This window comes from Myroides sp. C4067, from assembly GCF_038039665.1.
Lineage (GTDB): Bacteria > Bacteroidota > Bacteroidia > Flavobacteriales > Flavobacteriaceae > Flavobacterium > Flavobacterium odoratimimum.
This window is the reverse complement of record NZ_JBBPHJ010000008.1, coordinates 61,025-79,464: the sequence shown is the minus strand read 5'-3', so window position 1 is coordinate 79,464 and position 18,440 is coordinate 61,025. Positions and strand designations below refer to the sequence as shown.

The 18,440-nt window shown below is 34.6% G+C and carries 20 protein-coding genes; 13 read left to right on the top strand and 7 right to left on the bottom strand.

Going from position 1 to position 18,440, the window contains the following annotated elements:
* Position 1: 1 nt before the first annotated feature.
* Positions 2-433, top strand: coding sequence for a ribose 5-phosphate isomerase B (gene rpiB / locus AABL87_RS07865; RefSeq protein ID WP_006257955.1), 432 nt, complete (start codon positions 2-4; stop codon positions 431-433).
* Positions 434-545: 112 nt separating this feature from the next.
* On the opposite strand, the gene AABL87_RS07860 is transcribed toward rpiB, so the two are convergent.
* From AABL87_RS07860 to AABL87_RS07840, 5 genes are all read right to left on the bottom strand, one after another.
* Entirely contained in the window at positions 546-752 is a 207-nt protein-coding gene (locus AABL87_RS07860) for a hypothetical protein (protein WP_006257956.1), read from the bottom strand.
* 6 nt (positions 753-758) lie between these two features.
* The gene (locus AABL87_RS07855) at positions 759-1,229 is read right to left on the bottom strand and encodes a DUF6934 family protein (RefSeq protein ID WP_006260453.1); all 471 of its coding nucleotides are present in this window, start codon (positions 1,227-1,229) and stop codon (positions 759-761) included.
* Between the two features lie 176 nt (positions 1,230-1,405).
* Positions 1,406-1,621 carry a hypothetical protein gene (locus tag AABL87_RS07850; RefSeq protein ID WP_006257958.1) on the bottom strand — a complete coding sequence of 72 codons (216 nt, stop codon included), beginning with the start codon at positions 1,619-1,621 and terminating at the stop codon, positions 1,406-1,408.
* A 6-nt stretch (positions 1,622-1,627) separates the two neighbouring features.
* Positions 1,628-2,098, bottom strand: coding sequence for a DUF6934 family protein (locus tag AABL87_RS07845; protein ID WP_006260452.1), 471 nt, complete (start codon positions 2,096-2,098; stop codon positions 1,628-1,630).
* Between the two features lie 82 nt (positions 2,099-2,180).
* Entirely contained in the window at positions 2,181-3,326 is a 1,146-nt protein-coding gene (locus AABL87_RS07840; protein ID WP_341277151.1) for an Atu1372/SO_1960 family protein, read from the bottom strand.
* A 66-nt stretch (positions 3,327-3,392) separates the two neighbouring features.
* Here AABL87_RS07840 and AABL87_RS07835 point away from each other — a divergent pair, with 66 nt between their 5' ends.
* The 5 genes from AABL87_RS07835 (at position 3,393) to AABL87_RS07815 (ending at position 8,245) form a co-directional block, all read left to right on the top strand.
* Entirely contained in the window at positions 3,393-4,193 is an 801-nt protein-coding gene (locus tag AABL87_RS07835; RefSeq protein WP_341277150.1) for an AraC family transcriptional regulator, read from the top strand.
* A 73-nt stretch (positions 4,194-4,266) separates the two neighbouring features.
* A complete protein-coding gene (locus tag AABL87_RS07830) occupies positions 4,267-4,896 on the top strand; it encodes a hypothetical protein (RefSeq protein WP_341277149.1) in 630 nt (209 codons plus the stop codon).
* Between the two features lie 347 nt (positions 4,897-5,243).
* Positions 5,244-5,981 carry a hypothetical protein gene (locus AABL87_RS07825; RefSeq protein WP_341277148.1) on the top strand — a complete coding sequence of 246 codons (738 nt, stop codon included), beginning with the start codon at positions 5,244-5,246 and terminating at the stop codon, positions 5,979-5,981.
* 91 nt (positions 5,982-6,072) lie between these two features.
* On the top strand, positions 6,073-7,017 hold the full coding sequence (locus AABL87_RS07820; protein ID WP_341277147.1) for a hypothetical protein: 945 nt from the start codon (positions 6,073-6,075) through the stop codon (positions 7,015-7,017).
* A 25-nt stretch (positions 7,018-7,042) separates the two neighbouring features.
* Positions 7,043-8,245, top strand: a complete 1,203-nt coding sequence (locus tag AABL87_RS07815; RefSeq protein ID WP_341277146.1) for a hypothetical protein — start codon at positions 7,043-7,045, stop codon at positions 8,243-8,245.
* Positions 8,246-8,324: 79 nt separating this feature from the next.
* Here the strand turns inward: AABL87_RS07815 and AABL87_RS07810 are convergent, their stop codons facing one another.
* Positions 8,325-8,588, bottom strand: coding sequence for a DUF1294 domain-containing protein (locus tag AABL87_RS07810; protein ID WP_006257968.1), 264 nt, complete (start codon positions 8,586-8,588; stop codon positions 8,325-8,327).
* 56 nt (positions 8,589-8,644) lie between these two features.
* On the opposite strand from AABL87_RS07810, the gene AABL87_RS07805 reads away from it, so the two are divergent.
* Complete coding sequence (locus tag AABL87_RS07805; RefSeq protein WP_006257969.1) at positions 8,645-10,771, top strand: Tex family protein; 2,127 nt, start codon at positions 8,645-8,647, stop codon at positions 10,769-10,771.
* Positions 10,772-11,181: 410 nt separating this feature from the next.
* Here AABL87_RS07805 and AABL87_RS07800 read toward each other — a convergent pair whose 3' ends face one another.
* Complete coding sequence (locus AABL87_RS07800) at positions 11,182-11,397, bottom strand: twin-arginine translocase TatA/TatE family subunit (protein ID WP_006257970.1); 216 nt, start codon at positions 11,395-11,397, stop codon at positions 11,182-11,184.
* 190 nt (positions 11,398-11,587) lie between these two features.
* Between AABL87_RS07800 and AABL87_RS07795 the strand changes: the two genes are divergently transcribed.
* From AABL87_RS07795 to AABL87_RS07770, 6 genes are all read left to right on the top strand, one after another.
* Positions 11,588-12,469, top strand: coding sequence for a murein hydrolase activator EnvC family protein (locus AABL87_RS07795; protein WP_006257971.1), 882 nt, complete (start codon positions 11,588-11,590; stop codon positions 12,467-12,469).
* 6 nt (positions 12,470-12,475) lie between these two features.
* A complete protein-coding gene (locus AABL87_RS07790) occupies positions 12,476-13,963 on the top strand; it encodes a GH3 auxin-responsive promoter family protein (protein ID WP_006257972.1) in 1,488 nt (495 codons plus the stop codon).
* A gap of 36 nt (positions 13,964-13,999) precedes the next feature.
* The gene (locus AABL87_RS07785) at positions 14,000-15,679 is read left to right on the top strand and encodes a DUF6909 family protein (RefSeq protein ID WP_006257973.1); all 1,680 of its coding nucleotides are present in this window, start codon (positions 14,000-14,002) and stop codon (positions 15,677-15,679) included.
* Between the two features lie 126 nt (positions 15,680-15,805).
* Complete coding sequence (gene rfbC / locus AABL87_RS07780; protein WP_006257974.1) at positions 15,806-16,354, top strand: dTDP-4-dehydrorhamnose 3,5-epimerase; 549 nt, start codon at positions 15,806-15,808, stop codon at positions 16,352-16,354.
* A complete protein-coding gene (gene rfbD / locus AABL87_RS07775; RefSeq protein WP_006257975.1) occupies positions 16,351-17,124 on the top strand; it encodes a dTDP-4-dehydrorhamnose reductase in 774 nt (257 codons plus the stop codon). Before rfbC ends, rfbD begins: the two co-directional genes overlap by 4 nt.
* Before the next feature lie 2 nt (positions 17,125-17,126).
* Positions 17,127-18,440 carry an O-antigen translocase gene (locus AABL87_RS07770; RefSeq protein WP_006265987.1) on the top strand — a complete coding sequence of 438 codons (1,314 nt, stop codon included), beginning with the start codon at positions 17,127-17,129 and terminating at the stop codon, positions 18,438-18,440.

The window sequence follows — 18,440 nt, the reverse complement described above, 5'->3', positions numbered from 1 at the left end:
AATGAAAATAGCAATCGGAAATGATCACGCGGGACCTGAATACAAAAAGGCTATCGTTAAGTATCTAGAAGAAAAAGGATTTACAGTAACTAACTATGGGACAGATGATTTTTCGTCTGTTGACTATCCAGATTTTGGACATAAAGTAGCTACAGATGTAGAAGAAGGTAAAGTTGATTTTGGTATCGTAATCTGTGGAAGCGGAAACGGTATAGCTATGACTGCTAATAAACATCAAGGTGTGCGTTGTGCCCTTTGTTGGACAAAAGAGATTGCTGAGTTAGCAAGACTGCACAATGATGCTAATGTGATCAGTATACCTGCTCGTTATACTTCTATAGAGCAAGCTGTAGCGATGGTAGAGACTTTCTTAAACACAGCTTTCGAAGGTGGAAGACACCAGAATAGAGTGAACAAGATTACTTGTGCCTAAACAAGTAAATACTATAATGTAAAAAGAACAAAAGCACGTAGTCTCTAGATTACGTGCTTTTTTATTTTATAACAGTCTTGTTTTTTATTATCAGTAGTAAGTTATTGAATAACTATTCTTGTGCTTTTTTTTCTGCTCTATTTCTTTCTAACATTTCATTAAAACGTTGCCATTCTCCAGAAGCTTTTAGTTCATTGATTAAAGCAATTGTACCTTCTAGCTTCCCTGTATTATCAATAATAACCTCTTCTCTATCAGAGTATGTAACTTTATGTAAGATAGGTTCTTCGTTTTTATTAAAATCAATTTCTTTTTTCATAATGCATTACTTTATACTGTTCATATTAGGTGTGATTAGAAAGCCTTGATATTCTTTATTCTTAGCAAAGAATATTAACTTTCCTTCTATATCAAATCCATAGATATTAAAATATTTAGACAGTTCCTCATAGTTATTTGATATAGCTATTCTGTATAATCGTGTTCGTGAAGGGGTACTACCTCTAAAGACTATTTTATAAACTTCTTTGTCTTGCGTGAATAGTAAAATTGCTTGAAATAGTGTAGCTAATATCTTAACCATATCACCATTATTACTAACGACTTTGTCATCTATAGCATTACTATTTACTAGGTCTTTGTTCTTATCTCCAAAACTTAGATTATATAATTCGTCTTCTATATCTAATAGTGTAAAGTTAATTATTTTTTCGATTACTTGAGTATCAGAGATACTTGTAAATTCATAACTGTAATTCCTGTTAAAAGCTGTAAGTGAATAAGATGGATACTGCATATCTAACCTATTAGCGTGTTAGAAATGACAAGTTAGGGATTATCTATAAGACGAAATAACAGTATTCAAAGACTGTGTATATCCAGAGAAGATAGATAGTAGATTAGTTAGTGATCAGAAGTATTATTAGGCGAAATAGTGAGAACTAAAAGTCCTTAGTTATTGTTGAAGGAATATTAAGATTCCTTTTGTGCCTTTTCGTATTCTTCTTTTCGTATTCTTTCTCTTTCTTCGAAAATGTCTAATTCCCCTGAAGCTCTTAGCTGTGCAAATAGATTATTTGCATATTCTATTTTACCTGATTCGTCAATGACTCTTAGGTTGTTATTAATAGTAATAATTTTAGGTTTAGTATCAGTCTTTACTTCGTTTGAATCAATCTTTTTTTTCATAATGCCTTATTTTATACTGTTTGTATTTGGTGTGATTAAGAAACCTTGATAGTTTGTATTCTTTGCAAAGAACACTACTTTTCCTTCCATATCAAATCCGTATATACTGAAATGTTTAGATAGTTCAGCATAGTTATTAGATACAGCCATTCTGTATAATCGTGTGCGTGAAGGAGTACTACCAGTAAAGTATATTTTATAAAAATCTTTGCCTTCCGTAAATTTGAGTACAGCTCTAAATATAGTAGCCAATACTTTATTCATATCACCATTATTACTGACAATTCTATCGTTTATACGCAATAAATCACCATCGTAATTGGTTCTATCTCCAAAGCTTAAGTTATAAACTTTATACTCACCTTCGACAGGTGTAAAGATAATTAATTTTTTGATTGCTTGGTTTTTGCCTATGCTTGTAAACTCATAGATTGAGTTTTCTCTATCTGTTGTAAATGAATAAGATGGATACTGCATGTCTAACCTATTAGCATGTTAGAAATGACAAGTTAGGGATTATCTATAAGACGAAATAACAGTATTCAAACACCTTTTTTGATTACTCTATCTCGAAGATAGCTTGTATCTCTACCGCAGAGTTGACAGGTACAGAAGTAGCACCTAGAGTACCTCTAGCATGTTTACCTTTTTCTCCAAATATTGCTACAGATAGATCTGATGCCACATTCATTAGATTAGCGTGTTGAGAGTAGTCAGGAGTCGTGTTGAATATACCTGTTAGTTGTACGGTTTTCTTTACTCTGTTGAGGTCACCATCAACAGCTAGTTTAAGCACTGCGATTACATTCAACATTGTCTGTTCAGTCGCTTGCTTTGCTTGTTCTTCTGTAACATCTACCCCTACCTTACCAGGATATAATATTTTACCATCCTTTAAGGCTACCTGATTGATGAATACTAGATTTCCACTGCGTGAGTAAGGCGTGTAGTTCCCCACAGGATTTGGTGCTACAGGTAGTATGATGTTTTTTTGTTTAAGCGTAGTTTCTACATCAGTGACTACTTGTTTAGGTGTACTTTCCTCTTTCTTCTGAAAAGTTCCTTTTAAGGCTTTGGCAACTTTGGCGAAGTTTTGACCTTGCGTATAAGCGATCAGCAGTTCACTTTCGCTAGGACGTTGCACCGTTTTGTTTGAAGCAAGACTACTTGTACCTAGTACACTATTGCCTTGAGGGATGCTATTATCTAGCTTCTCCGTAGCTCTGATGCCATTCGATACGAGTATCATCCCATGTACTGCTAGACTGTTCCAGAACGACTGTAAGGCTAGCTCCTTCCCTGCTCCACTACCAGCAGACATAAATACCGCCGTAGGCATTCCCTCTAGAGCATGAGTAGTCCATAGATCTACTGTCTTCGCAAGAAAGGCACTCGTCGGAGTACTGATATTGCCAAAATATACAGGAGACCCCCATACGATGCCATCATAAGTCGGTAGCTCCTCAGGAGTAGCTATCTGTAGATCATGTAACAGTGCGTTTTTTGTAGGTTGTACTAGTTTTATAGTCGCCTCTGTGTGAGGATTGTTTTCTATTCCTTTAGCGATTTCTTGCGCCATTTTATACGTACCTCCCGTATCAGAATGGATAAGTACTAATATTTTGGTTAAGGTATCTTTTGCCATAATCTGTGATGTTGTGAAGAGTAGTGCACAAGTGATTAGTGCAGTATATAATGTTTTCATATTATTTATTTTAAGTATAATCACAAAGGTATGCTTGCAGTTTATATTATATTTGTCAAAAAATATATGCAAAACGCCAATATCAAATGTGGATTGACCGAGAAACTCTTAGGAGTATATGATGATACTAATGAGGTACAGGCGTATGTATGGTATGAGGACAACTTTGTTCACGATGAGTATCAGCACGCTCATCAGCGATATCAGCTCACTTATGTAGAACAGGGCTATCAGTACCTTCATGTAGATAACTGTATCTATCTAGTCCCTCAGTATCACGTAGCATGGATACCTTCAGGACAGCAACACGCAACTACCTCTACAGCGAAGGATATCAACCTAAAAGTACTGTTGTATAAAGATGTGCCAGCTGACTCATTCTATAATCAAGTACATATCTTCCCTGCTCCTACTGTGCTGAGGGAGATGCTACAGTATGCGACGAAGTGGAATAGAGTAATCCAACTAGAGCTAGAGAAAGAACAGTTCTTACAAGCTATTCTCATTAGTTTAAAATCGTTCTGTGAAGAGAATCAATCGCTTCAATTACCTATCCCTACTGATCATAGGTTAATACCTGTATGTGCTTATATCAACGATCATTTTACCTCAACGCTCGACTTAGATGAACTAGCCAGTATCTCTACCATGTCTGTGCGCAATCTACAGCGCCTATTCAAACTAGAGACGGGTATCACTCTACAGAAGTACCTTCAGATTATCCGTATCTTGAAGAGTATAGAGCTAGTAGATACAGGAGAATTTACCTTGAGTGAAATCGCTTTTAAAGTAGGTTATAAGAGCTTAGTTGCTTTTAGGAACTCCTACTTCGACATTATGAAAGTGTATCCTAAAATTAAAAAATAAGCGTATACACCCCTGACAAAAGGTTGTAACTACCCTATTCTACTTTTGCTCCACAATCTTAACAATAGAAAGTATGATACGCTTAAGTAATGCTCCAGTGTGTGCGATGGAGTTCACCAGTTTTAGAAAGAAAACCACAGTAAGTGACGACGAATTATTATTTGCAGTAGCTCGATTTGAGCGACAGCTGACCCAAGTAGAAGGGCTAGTATATCATTGCTTAGTGCGCAACTATGATAACGAGTATGCTAATGTGCTGTTTGCTAATTCTATGGAGGTGATTAAGACATTAGAAGCAGTGATAGGAAACACAAAAGAAACCCAAGATTTCTTCAGTATGGTAAATATGAGTACAGTGCAGGTGGAGTATCACGAGATAAGCAAGTCTAACTTCACAGTGCCTTCCTACTTTGGTTGTATAGAGAATGGTAAGTTTTCTCTTAAAGATACTGCCCAAGCCTCTACTCTATTATCTGCTTCGGATGCTGTAGAAGAATCTTATCTCAATGCTTTTGACAATACGAAAGGACACTTTATCTCTGTGCGTAACGAGAATGAGTATTCAGAAATAGTTTTGGGTCATACCTTAGGCAATACGAAGGAGATTTGCTATGGTTATTTTGGGAACGAGGCTTGTCTTTCTCTTCTAGGTTTAATAGACGAGAGCAGTATGCATTTAGGTTTTTGGTATGTAGTGGGATAAGTGAACTTTAACTACTTTATTATTTGAATTTTAACTGACATTGAGTTATTTAGCTGTCGCTGACTAAATGAGGTTGTCACTGTCAATATCAGTTCAATAGCAACTAAAATGAACGGATGTGTTCAGTAATTGTACAGGTACAGATTGTCTTAAATTAGGGGTTACCTCTCTTTTTTGTGCTATTATTATTTGGGTGGTCGGCTTTTGGTCGGCTAGTGATGGGCATTTGATCGGCTTAAAACATCGCAAAATAGCCTATCACTACCCTATCACCTACTAATCATATACCGATAAGGTGGAATAGTCTTTGTGCAACTTTAGAATACCAACCTATAAAATTAAAAGTTATGGCAAAGATGTCACCAAAAGGAAAAATTACAGGAGTAAGTGGGCCTGTGTATTTTCGGTCTTTAAACAATGTACAGATCGTGCAAAGCAGGCCTAATCGCTCAAAGCAAGATAAGGGCAAGAACCCTTCAGCTAGGCTGTTTAAGCACACAGCACAGAGCCTGAAACATATACGTAAGCATGTCGAATATTTCTTAGGGATGAGGTATGAGTCTACTGCTCATCTGCGATTAATGGGGCTAGTGATGACGGCCTTGCGCAAGAATACTGTACTGCCGATAGCAGAGACTACACTGTACAATACTTCTATTGCTGAGGTAGTCGGATTTGAATGGAATACAACCAAACTATTTACAGATACCTTCTTGGTAGATATAGCTGTAGATGTGTTGGAAAATAAGGAGATAACTGTATCAGTGGCGCCATTTATCCCGATAGAACAGGTAGACTTCCCTCCTATGTGTACACATGCTAGTTTGCGCATAGAAGGTTTCTTCATGACGGATACAGATGAGATGCTCGGTAAGCAAACCAGCACATTATCTATTGATTTCAAAAAGAGTGATGAGGTGATCAGTCCTCACCCGCTATCTGTCCTGATACCTCATCGAGATTGTCTAAAGATGGTGGTGGCAGAGATACAGTTCTTCTATCCAATTAATAACAATCCTGATCAGTTGACACTGTACAATTCTAAGGTGTATAATCCTAGTGTGGTGGTGTATGTGGGGAGGTAATTATTGAATAAAAATTTACTGTATATTTATAGTAATTGTTTTGATAATAAATGGTTTATTAGAATAGTAGCTAAAAATAAAAGAGTAAGTCATGAATAGACTAATAGTTATGCTGATACTAGTTTTCGGCTTGAATGCTTGTGGACAACAGCCAAATAAGGTTCAAGATAAATTGAATCCAAGCTTTGTAGAGAAGACAAAAGAGCTGTTTAAAGAAGTAAAAGTGTATGATGATGAGTTAGAGTACATTCTTGAGGTTAAAGAATCACACGGTTGTACTTATGAAGTATTAGTGAATGGTTTTCCTGTTTTGAGTCATTATGCATCAGGAGTTTTTACTGGTAATATTCCTATTAATCAAGCTATAGTAAAGAGTGGTGTACAGAAAGTAGAAGTAATAGTCACTCCATCTGTAGATGTAAACTATGTTAGTGAGAAGAGCTTAGATCTAAGTAAGACTAAATTTGATTTTAATATTGTCTGTCAAAATAAAAACAGAGAATCTACTACTGTTCATACCTATTCTTTACCAAAGCATGAGAGCTCTTTAATGGTATTTGAAGACAGTTTTGTTTTTGATGCTCCTTATGTTTATTACGAACACGATGTACAACATTGGATGAATAGTGTTGATCTTCAGCCAGAGGACAGGGGTAAGTTATTAAAGGAGGTAGAAATCTTTTACAACGAGATTATAGAACTTCTTAGTAAAGGGGAAGCGGAACATTTGGCGCGTATTGCCTATCAAAGCCAACGGGATTATCATCGCTATTCTTATCTAAAAAGTAGTAGTTATGCTAGTTTCTTAATTGATTTTTGGAAAAATAGCTATAAAACCAAAGAGATAGAACCTTTAAAAGATTATGAAATGAGGTTCTATGCCAATGGTCGTATAGTAAGGTTAGTAAGGATAGATAAGGAGAATTATAATAAATCACCCTTGATATTGGTAACTCGTGAAGGTGGTGGAACTAGTTTTTATGAGATTAGTTTACATAGACCTAAAGAAGGAGGTGCTTTAGAAGTGATTAGATGATAAGAAAAATAGAAGGTTTTAAAATATGAAGAAGTTAAATTACTTTGTTTGTGCAAATAGGGGATATTATATTGAGTTAGATTGGAGCTGGGAAGTAAGCCATAGTTTTAAAGATTTTGAATCAGGCTTAATATATGTACATACAGTAGATCAAAATGAAGATAGATGGGTATCTGGTGCAGGTATGATTAGACAACCACAAAAGAGTTATATCCTTGAACCAAAGTATGGTAAAATAATGACATATAAAGAAAGGAAGGCTTTCTTTAATTATGATATGCAAACTATTTATACTGAAGACGGGATGTTTAAATACACAAGACAGCGTAAATATGATGATAAAGTAGATTGTGATTATATAGATGAAACGTTAGTCTTTTTAAAAGGAGGTCATGTGACTACAAGTCAAGGTGTTGCTTTTTATGGAGAAAAAAAGGATACTTTATTAGAAAGTACGATTAAAGAAATAGAGGAACGAATTAGAATTAAACAGGAGTATGCTAATAGACCATCTATAGTTGATTTTAGTAAGGGATATGAGGATAAGTTAGAGGATTATGACATATTATTTGCTTATTATAAGCAGACTAATGTTGTTCTGAATATTTTTGATAAGGGCGTTTATAAGGTTTATGAATTAAATAAATCGAAACAATTTGATTTTAGAGAGTTAGTGAGAGCTGGAACAATAAGTCCTATTATTGAATTTTCAAGTATTAAGAACTTATGGGAATCTTTTGTACAAGATGAAGATTGGTACCTAAAGTATATTCGTTGTTATAATATTAAAACAAGTCCATTTGCTTTAGCGAGTGTTGTGTTGGGGACTATAAATGAACTACATAGGCAACAAAGTTTTACCTTTAAAGAATATGAACAAATAAACAGTTGGATAAATTTAGTTTATAGTGATGAATATAGAGGAGAAGAAATAAAACAGTGGTGCTCTAACTGTCATAGTTTAGTTAAGTTTTATAGTAGGTATCCTAAACATATCTGTAGAGAATGTTCAGATAAAAAGATGTATGATAAGGATGGATTACTTTTAGACATTGTTTATTTAGGATATGATGGAATAGAAGTAAAACATTTAAAGAGTAATAATGTAGTTGAGAAAACAGAGACTACTTTTTATTTTGATGATTGTCATTTAGATGGAAAAATATTTACAGCACAGCCTGCTAGATTTGGAGGTATAGTTTTTCAATTGAGAGAAGACTCAATATGAAGTTGCTTTGGCTTAAAACTGCAGAAGAGTAATATACAAGAGACTTATGACTGCGGTTATAGGTCTTTTTTTATGGATATTATCGTTTAAAGACGATAAAGAATAAGGCTACCTGTATGGCTAGGATGGCATAAAACTTTAGTTTAAAAGAGTCTTTAGAGATTTTATGTCTAAGTTTCTTCATCGCAATCCATGCACCTAGTGTTCCTCCAAAAAAGCAAAGAGACAGGAGGTTCTTCTCAGAAACACGTCTTTTGTTTTTAATCGCTTGTTCTTTGTCAAAGGCAAACATGGAGAAAGCTAAATAGTTTATTATAAGTAGATATAGGAATAAAAACTTCATGAGATTTATTTATTGTGACAAAGGTAGTATTTTAGCTATTCTTAAAATAATAAAATATGACGTTGATAGAGTTTATTCAACAGGCTGTGAGTGCTAGTGCAAAAAGTATAGAGAATACGCTGTCTCTGTTAGGAGAGGGATGTACTATACCGTTTATCGCTAGATATAGAAAAGATAGAACTGGTAATCTAGATGAGGTGATTATCGAAAAAATAGCAAAGTATAGCGAGCTGTACGAAGGGATAGTGAAGAGAAAGGAGTCTATATTAGGTTCTATAGAAGAACAGGGGAAGCTAACAGATGAATTGCGCAATAAGATTACAAATAGCTTTGATCTAATAGAGATAGAGGATTTATACTTGCCCTATAAGAAGACTCGTAAGACGAAGGCTGATACGGCTAGAGAGAATGGTTTAGAACCATTGGCTAAAGTGATTATGGCTCAGAATGCTCATGATATAGAGTCTATCGCTGCTAAATATCTTAATGATAAGGTAGGAAGTGAAGAAGAGGCTATACAGGGGGCATCTGATATCATTGCTGAATGGATTAATGAAAATATGTATGTGAGAAAATCACTGAGAAGAAAGTTCCAACGCAGTGGGGTGATCAGTACTAAGGTAGTAAAGGCAAAAAAAGAAGAAGAGCATGCGCAGAAGTTTGAGCAATATTTTGATTGGGCAGAACCTGTGTATAAGATACCTGCACATCGATTATTAGCTATTCTAAGAGCAGAGAAAGAAGGTTTTATCAAGTTTAATGTAGGTATTGATAAGAGTGAGGCTATTAGCTTCATAGAAGATAATGTAGTTAAAGGTAAGAATGAGTGTGGTAAGATAGTAGAGAAGGCAGTAGCGGATAGTTATAAACGTCTGTTAGAACCTGCATTGTCTAATGAGGCCTTGGTAGAAGCGAAGGAGAAGGCAGATTTAAACTCTATACAGGTATTTGCGGATAACCTTACTCAGTTGTTATTAGGTTCGCCATTAGGAGAGAAACGCATATTAGCTATCGACCCAGGGTTTAAGACTGGGTGTAAGGTGGTTTGTTTAGATGAGCAAGGTGATTTGTTATACAACGAGACTATATTTCCTCATGCTCCTCAGAAGGATACTACTATGGCGATGAAGAAGATTCGCTCTATGGTCAATGCATACAATGTAGAAGCTATCGCTATCGGTAATGGTACAGCCTCTAGAGAGACGGAGTTCTTTATTAAGAAAATAGCTTTTGATAAGCCTGTACAAGTATTCGTAGTGAATGAGGCTGGAGCATCTGTGTACTCTGCGTCTAAGATAGCGAGAGAAGAGTTTCCTACTTATGATGTGACAGTGAGAGGTGCTGTGTCTATCGGGCGTCGTCTGTCTGATCCATTAGCAGAGCTAGTGAAGATAGATCCTAAGTCTATCGGAGTAGGACAGTATCAGCACGATGTAGATCAGTCTATGCTTAAAAAAGAGCTAGATAATGTGGTGATGAAGTGTGTGAACTCAGTAGGAGTTAACCTAAATACTGCTAGTAAATCGTTATTGAGCTATGTGTCTGGGATAGGTGAGAAGATGGCTGAGAATATAGTGCAATACAGAACTGAGAATGGACCATTTGAGAGCAGAACAGAACTTAAGAAAGTACCTCGACTAGGAGATAAAGCCTTCCAACAGGCAGCTGCATTTGTGCGTATTAAGAACGCTAAGAATCCATTAGACGACTCTGCTGTACATCCAGAGGCTTATGGTGTAGTAGAGAAGATCGCTAAAGATATGAAGGTGTCTATAGGGGATATGATCTCTAATAAAGAGCTTATCGCTAAAGTAGATGCTAATAAATATACTACGGGTGAGGTAGGAGCATTAGCGCTTCAAGATATCTTAAAAGAATTAGAGAAGCCTGGTCTAGATCCTAGACGTAGTGCTAAGGTATTTGAGTTTGATCCTAGTGTGAAACAAATTACAGACTTAAAAATAGGTCAAGTATTACCTGGTATTATCAATAATATTACCAACTTTGGTTGTTTCGTTGATGTAGGGATTAAGGAGAGTGGTCTAGTGCATATCTCTCAACTTAAGGCAGGCTTTGTATCAGACGTGAATGAAGTAGTGAAGTTACACCAGCATGTACAAGTGAAGGTGACGGATGTAGATGTTGCTAAAAAGAGAATACAGCTGTCTATGATATTAGATTAAACCTAGATTCCGCATTCGCTTAATACTACGATAAATACTACTTCACATCTCTTTCATTTCTTCTAAAACTATACTATAGTATGCTTTTTTGATAAGTTGAGAGCTGTTTTTGTAGAATTTACTCTATCGCGTATTCTAGGCTGAAAAAATAAATAAAAAAACATTTCTAAATCTTGTTTTTGGCACGATACTTGTTTTTAAATTGGTACTTGAGTTTGAAAACAATAATGTTGTTATTGAAAAAGAAAACAAGCAGGTAAGTAGTGTTTTTATTATGTTTTATAAGTGAAGTGCCTATCTTTTATTGTCAAGATAGGTACTTTTTTTTGAGCTATAGTGATGTATAGAAACAAAAAAAGCGTTATACGGCAAGCCATATAACGCGTAAAATATATAAGTTTAGAACAGAATTATTCTGTCTTAGAGTTATCTTGTGTATTCTCTTTTTTAGTTGTCTGTTGAGCGTTTTCGTCTCTAGTAGCATCTTTAAATTCTTTGATACCAGAACCAAGTCCTCTCATTAATTCAGGGATTTTTTTACCTCCGAATAACAATAGAATGATAGCTACAATAACTATAATTTGCCATGGCCCAACCATTCCTAAAAATATGTGTAATGAGTTCATAATAATCTTTTTGAAACATTAAGTAGCGACAAATATAGTAAGAAAAATGTAAAACGTTTATTCGTAATAGGTTTTATTTAACTTTTAACGTTTATGTAGTAAGGAATTTTCTTTTAAACTGTGAATATTTAGGTAAAGTGATAGAGTCAAATTTTATAATTATTATATTTGTGTAGTAAAATAGGTACAGATGTTAGGAAAGGGACATAAAAGAAAAAAGTGGAAAAATACACTTTTAAGTAAATACCGTATTGTTATCGTTAATGATAAGACGTTCGAAGATGTAAAGTCTTTTAAGCTTAATTTACTTAATGTTTTTGGTGCCAGTACTACATTGGTATTTTTATTTATTCTATCAACTGTTTTGATGTTGGTATTAACTCCGTTAAAGGAATATATACCTGGGTATTCTTCTGCTGAGCTAAAACAAAAGGCAGTTGAATTAGCTCTGAAAGTAGATTCGCTAGAGAATGAGTCTAGACAGAATCAACAGTATCTAAGTGCAATCAAAAGTGCCTTGTTAGGAGAAATACAGGTGACAGAGGCTAGTATAGACTCTTTAAAGTTAACTCAGAAACCATTAAATCAAATCGAGCATAAAGATCCTAGTGAAACAGATATGAAGCTAAGAGAAATGGTTCGACTAGAGGATAAGTATAATCTCTTCGAAGAGAGTAAACCTAAAGTTAGCCAAGTCCTGTTTAGCCCAATTAATGCAGAAATAGTTAGAAAATACGATAGTAGAGCAATGCACTTCGGTGTGGACTTTAGAGCCCCTGCTAATACACCTGTAAAAGCGATTAGTAAAGGCACAGTGTTATTCGTAGACTGGACTATAAAAGATGGTTATACAATCATCTTGCTACACGATGAAGGTTTAATATCTGTATATAAACACTTAACTTCTCTTACTAAAGGAGAATATGAAAGTGTAAGGTCAGGAGAAGTAATCGGTCTTTTTGATGGAAGTAGTGAGGCTACCGCATTAAATGCTTCTACAAAATACTTCCACTTCGAATTATGGAAAGATGCCTATCCATTAGATAGCTCATTATTTATAGATTTAGAATAAGAGAATATGTCAATAAAATCATTTGGGGCTAAAGTATTTGCTTCAATTATACATAAGAAAACACAGAAGTGGGTCAATGATCCTATTAATACGCAAAAGAAGGTTTTTGAACAATTGTTAGAGGATGCTAAGCATACGGCATTTGGAAAAGACCATAATTTTGCTTATATTAATAGCTACGAAGATTTCGTAAAACATGTACCCATCAGAGATTATGAAGGATTAAGACCTTATGTAGATAGAGTAGTAGCTGGTGAGAGTGATGTGTTGTGGAAAGGTAAACCTTTATATTTCGCAAAGACTTCGGGTACAACTTCGGGGGCTAAGTATATCCCATTAACCAAAGAGTCTATGCCGTATCATATAGAAGCTGCTCGTAATGCAATATTAGCTTATGTATATGAGACAGGTAAAGCGGACTTCGTAAATGGTAAAATGATCTTCTTACAAGGGAGCCCTATACTAGATGAGAAAAATGGTATAAAATTAGGTAGATTATCAGGGATAGTAGCTCACTATGTTCCTGCTTATTTACAGAAGAATAGACTGCCTAGTCTAGAAACAAACTGTATAGAGGACTGGGAGACTAAAGTAGATGCTATCGTGGAAGAGACAGTAGATCAGAATATGAGTGTGATCTCTGGTATTCCGAGCTGGGTACAGATGTACTTCGAAAAACTAAAGGAGAAAAAAGGTAAACCTGTAGGGGATATATTTCCTAACTTTAATTTGTTCATTTATGGAGGTGTAAACTATGAGCCTTATAGAGGTAAATTTGAACAAATGATCGGACGTAAGGTACCATCTATAGAGTTGTTCCCTGCTTCTGAAGGATTCTTCGCTTATCAAGATACACAGACAGAGAAAGGGATGTTATTGTTGCTAAATGCAGGTATCTTCTATGAGTTTATAAAAGTAGAGGAGTTCTTTAATGAGAATGCTAGAAGATATACGATAGGAGAGGTAGAGCTAGGTGTGAATTATGTATTAATTATCTCTACCAACGCTGGACTATGGGGATATAATATCGGTGATACGGTACAGTTCGTTAACCTGAAACCTTATAGAGTAGTGGTATCTGGGCGTATAAAGCATTTTATCTCTGCATTCGGAGAACATGTGATCGGTAAGGAGGTAGAGTCTGCTATACAAGAAGCAATGGAAGGTACGTCAGTAACGGTTAATGAGTTTACTGTAGCACCACAGATTAGTCCAGAAGAGGGATTGCCTTACCATGAATGGTTGATAGAGTTCGGCAATGAACCTGAGGATTTAGAAGCTTTTGCTTTAAAGATAGATAATGCTCTAAGAAAGCAGAATATGTATTATGATGATCTAATTGTAGGAAAGGTGTTGAAGACATTAGTCATCTCTAAAGTAAAACAAGAAGGCTTTAATAATTATATGAAAAGTATAGGAAAGCTAGGAGGGCAAAATAAGTTGCCTAGATTAAGCAATGATAGAATCATCGCTGATCAATTAAAATTATATTAGTAAAAAGAAATAATAAGACGTAAAAAGGAGAAGTATATGAAAGAGATAAAGAATATATCTAGAACGAGAGCGCAAGTGTCGTCTGCAGCTGTGGAGCGTATGTATATTACAATGCGCCATTTGTTTAACAGAGGTTTTTATAAACCGATGGGAGTGTCAGGAGATACATTAAGAGAAGCGCTATTAGAATTGCGTCCAGAAATATATGGTACTATCGCAGAAGAAAAAGTAGAGTTAAACGGATTGTTATATGTTATCGAACGCCTTCCGATTGGAATAGAGGAGTGTCGTTATATTAACTTGACATCTGATGAGGGGTATTCATTCTCTCACTTTACAGCTATAGTACCACCTAAGAGAAGAAGAAACTGTTATCGAATAGATGAGGAACAGATGAATATCGAGATCACTAGAGGTAGATCTGATATCTATGATGTTTTGACTCACTTGACATTTATATTCATCGAATCGCATAAAATTAAAGATCGTGTATTGATAGGAGAAGATGGTAAGGTAACTCGCGATTGGAAAAAGATAGAAACTGCAGCTAAAAAAGAAGAGTTTTTAGAATTAGAGGAGAAAGAGGTAATCATGTCTCACCTAGCTAATGTATTAGGACGTTCTTTTGCTGAGGTTCTAGATGTATATGAGAAATTCGCTATTCCTGAGAATCCAGACCGTTTCTTAGACGTGATTTACTGGTTAGGAAAGTTAGCGATAGAAGAGGATGTGTATAACGATAAACGTACAATCACTTTTAGCCCACTACTTAGAGAACGTCTAGGACACCATATCTATGGAGAAATGTGGTCTGATAGAATTAAAGAGGTGCTCACAGCTAAAGGATTATTAGAACGTCCAATCCATATCATCAGTGCGAATATGCACAGTGTTATGAATTCTATCTTTGCTCCTTCAGTTGTAAAGAGTGAAGTAGAGGTAAGTTCTGAGCTAGAGGTATACGAAGAGCTTAGCAAGCCTGAGAACAAACACCTTAGAGATTTGGTTAATGAACGCGCTGAAAATGAAGGAATGACTTTCTTAAGAGATGAGTCAGGAACGAACATTGACGTACAAATCTTCGATACTGCTAAGATAGATTTCGCTACTACAAACTTTAAGGCTCAGCAAATAGAAGGAGAGTATCCTGTGATTATCGTTATGGATTACGCTTTCGGTGAGCAGGCTTATGAGACGATTGATGAGCTTTTAAAGCCTTATAAAAAGACAACGATGATAGATGTGGAATCTGTATCTATCATGGGTAAAGCAGGTATCTTAGTGGGAGGTAAAGGAGATATCATGATTCCATTCGCTCATATTAATGAGGGAACAGGGGATAATTATCCTTTTGACAATGAATTGACAGTAGATATGTTTAAGAATGATGATATCCCTGTATTTGGAGGAACAATGGTAACTGTATTAGGGACATCACTTCAAAATAAGGATTTATTAAAGTTCTTCCACGATTCTACATGGGGTGTAATCGGTCTAGAGATGGAAGGTGCTCACTACCAAAAAGCAATACAGTCTGCTTCTAAGATCAGAAAAAGTATTAATCCTGATGTGAAAGTAAGATATGCTTACTATGCTTCTGATAACCCATTAGAGACAGGTAGTACATTAGCTTCAGGAGGGTTAGGTACAACAGGAGTAAAGCCTACTTACTTAATTACCATTAAAATACTAGAGCAGATATTTAATATTAAGTAATTAAATTCTAAATAGTTTAAGATAAATGAGCCATCACAGAATATATGTGGTGGCTTTTTATTTTGATTTATATGTTAAATTGTGAATTTAAGTGTAATTTTATAGTCTTAGAATTTAGTTGAAAAGATGAAGGTATTTACTACTCCTATACAAGATTGTGTTATCATAGAACCAAAGGTATTCTTCGATGAGCGAGGATATTTCTTAGAGAGCTTTAATGAGGCTGTTTTTGCGAAAGAAACAGGGTTAGCTGTACGTTTTATTCAAGACAACCAATCTAAGTCTTCTAAGGGCGTTCTAAGAGGGCTTCATTACCAAAGAGGAGCTTATCAGCAAGCTAAGCTAGTAAGAGTATTACAAGGTGAGGTATTAGATGTAGTAGTGGATCTTCGCAAGGACTCTAGTACATATGGACAGCAGTTCACTCAAGTGCTATCAGCAGATAATTTTAAACAGGTGTTTATCCCTAGAGGGTGCGCGCATGGTTTTTTAGTAAAGAGTGAGACGGCAATATTCGCTTATAAGTGCGATAACGTTTATAATAAAGAATCTGAAGGGGGTATCATCTATAATGATCCAAGTTTAGGGATTGATTGGGAGTTTAATCTTGATGAGGTTATCGTTTCTGATAAAGATAAGGTATTACCATTATTCGAAAATGCTTTACCTATATGATCAAGATATTAGTTACAGGGGCTAAAGGACAAGTAGGACAATGCTTACAATCTATAAGTCATGAATATGATGGAGTGGAATTCTTTTTCTTTGATTCTAGTCAGTTAGATATAACGAATGAAGTTTCGATAGATGAGGTTTTCAGTAAAGTGTACCCTGATTATTGTTTTAATTTAGCTGCTTATACTGCTGTAGATAGAGCAGAGGATGAGGAAGAATTAGCGTATAAAGTAAATGCTGAAGGAGTAATGCACTTAACAAGAGCATGTAATCAATACAATACTACGTTAGTGCACCTGTCTACTGACTTTGTATTTGATGGTCATAAACAGACTCCTTATACTGTCTCTGATATCCCAAATCCTATTAATGTGTATGGTGCTTCTAAATTAAAGGGAGAATTATACATAAAAGCGAATATGAAGCGTTACTATATCGTGCGTACTTCATGGGTGTACTCTGATTATGGTCATAATTTTAAGAAGACGATGTTGAGATTAGCAGAGACTAAAAGTGAAGTAAGTGTTGTAATGGATCAAATAGGTTGTCCTACTCATGCAATAGAATTATGTCATTTTTTAATGTCTCTGATGCAAGGAAATCATGATTATGGGGTTTATCATTATAGAGGCGATGTAATTTGCTCTTGGTATGACTTTGCGGTATCCATATTTAAAGAGAATAATATTAATATAAAAGTGAATCCAATCACTACTGAGGAATATCCTACTAGGGCTAGTAGGCCGAGGTATAGTGTGTTGGGTATGTAGATATGATAAATAACTTAGTAAATAAATTTAAAAATAACGCATTTTTAGTTGCTAGTCTGTATTCTGGGGTTGCTGCTATTTCTAAGATATTATCAGCTGTTGTTATTGCAAAAGTTGTTGCTGTATTGTTAGGACCTGAAGGATTGGCACTAATAGGACAATTGAATAACTTTGTATTGTTGTCTGTTACTTTAGCAGGAACAGCAATTAGTCAAGGTATTGTAAAATATGTAGCTCAGTATGCTAAAGAAGATGTTACTCGATTAAATTCTATTATAGGTGTAGGTTTAAGACTTGTCATATACAGTAGCTTGATATTAGCTGTATTAATAGTTTTAGGAGCATATTATTTATCTACTTATATTCTATTAGATAGTAAATTTTATTATGTATTTATAGTGTTGGGAGTTACACTCATTTTAAGTGGTTTAAACTCTTTATTTACTTCTGTTCTTAATGGATTTAAAGAATTTAAAAAGTTTAATTTAATATCCATTGTTAGTAATCTTTTTGGTTTACTTATAACAGTGTTATTAATTTATAGTTATAAAATTGAGGGAGTTTTAATTAGTTTGGCTTTAAATCAAACTATTATATTTATAGTAACTTATTTCTATATTAGAAAACAAGAATGGTATTCCATAAAAAAGTATCTTTTTTTACCCTTTAATAGAGGTTTTGCTATTGATTTATCTAAATATGCAGTTTTGTCTTTGTTCTCTACTGTTTTAGTACCTATAGTAACTATCTTGATTAGAAAGATAATTATAAGAGAGGATAGTCTAGCCGCAGCTGGATATTATGAGTTTGTTTTAAGAGTATCTAGTGTTACTATTATGTTTTTTTCTATAATTATTTCTACATATTATATTCCACGTATTTCAGAAATAAGTTTAGTAGAAGATTTGAAAAAAGAAGTTAGAAATACTTATAAAATTGTAATACCTATTTCAATAATTGTTTTAACCGTAATTTATATTGGTAGGTATTTTATTATTAAAATTCTTGCTACAGATGAGTTTGCTGTAGTGGGATCAGTCCTTTATTGGCAATTAATAGGTGACTTTTTTAAAGTATTAGCGCAAATTTTAAGTTTTATACTTGTTGCAAAAGCATTAATTAAATTAGCTATTGTTATTGAAGTTATTTTTAATTTAACGAACCTGTTGTTATGTTTTTTACTAGTACCATATTATGGATTTGAGTCTGTTCTAGGAGTTTATAGTATATTGTACTTTTTGTATTTTATTAGTTTTGTATTAATTTACAAGTATGTACTTCTCAATGTAAAAAAATATAATTTCTTTAAAATGTAA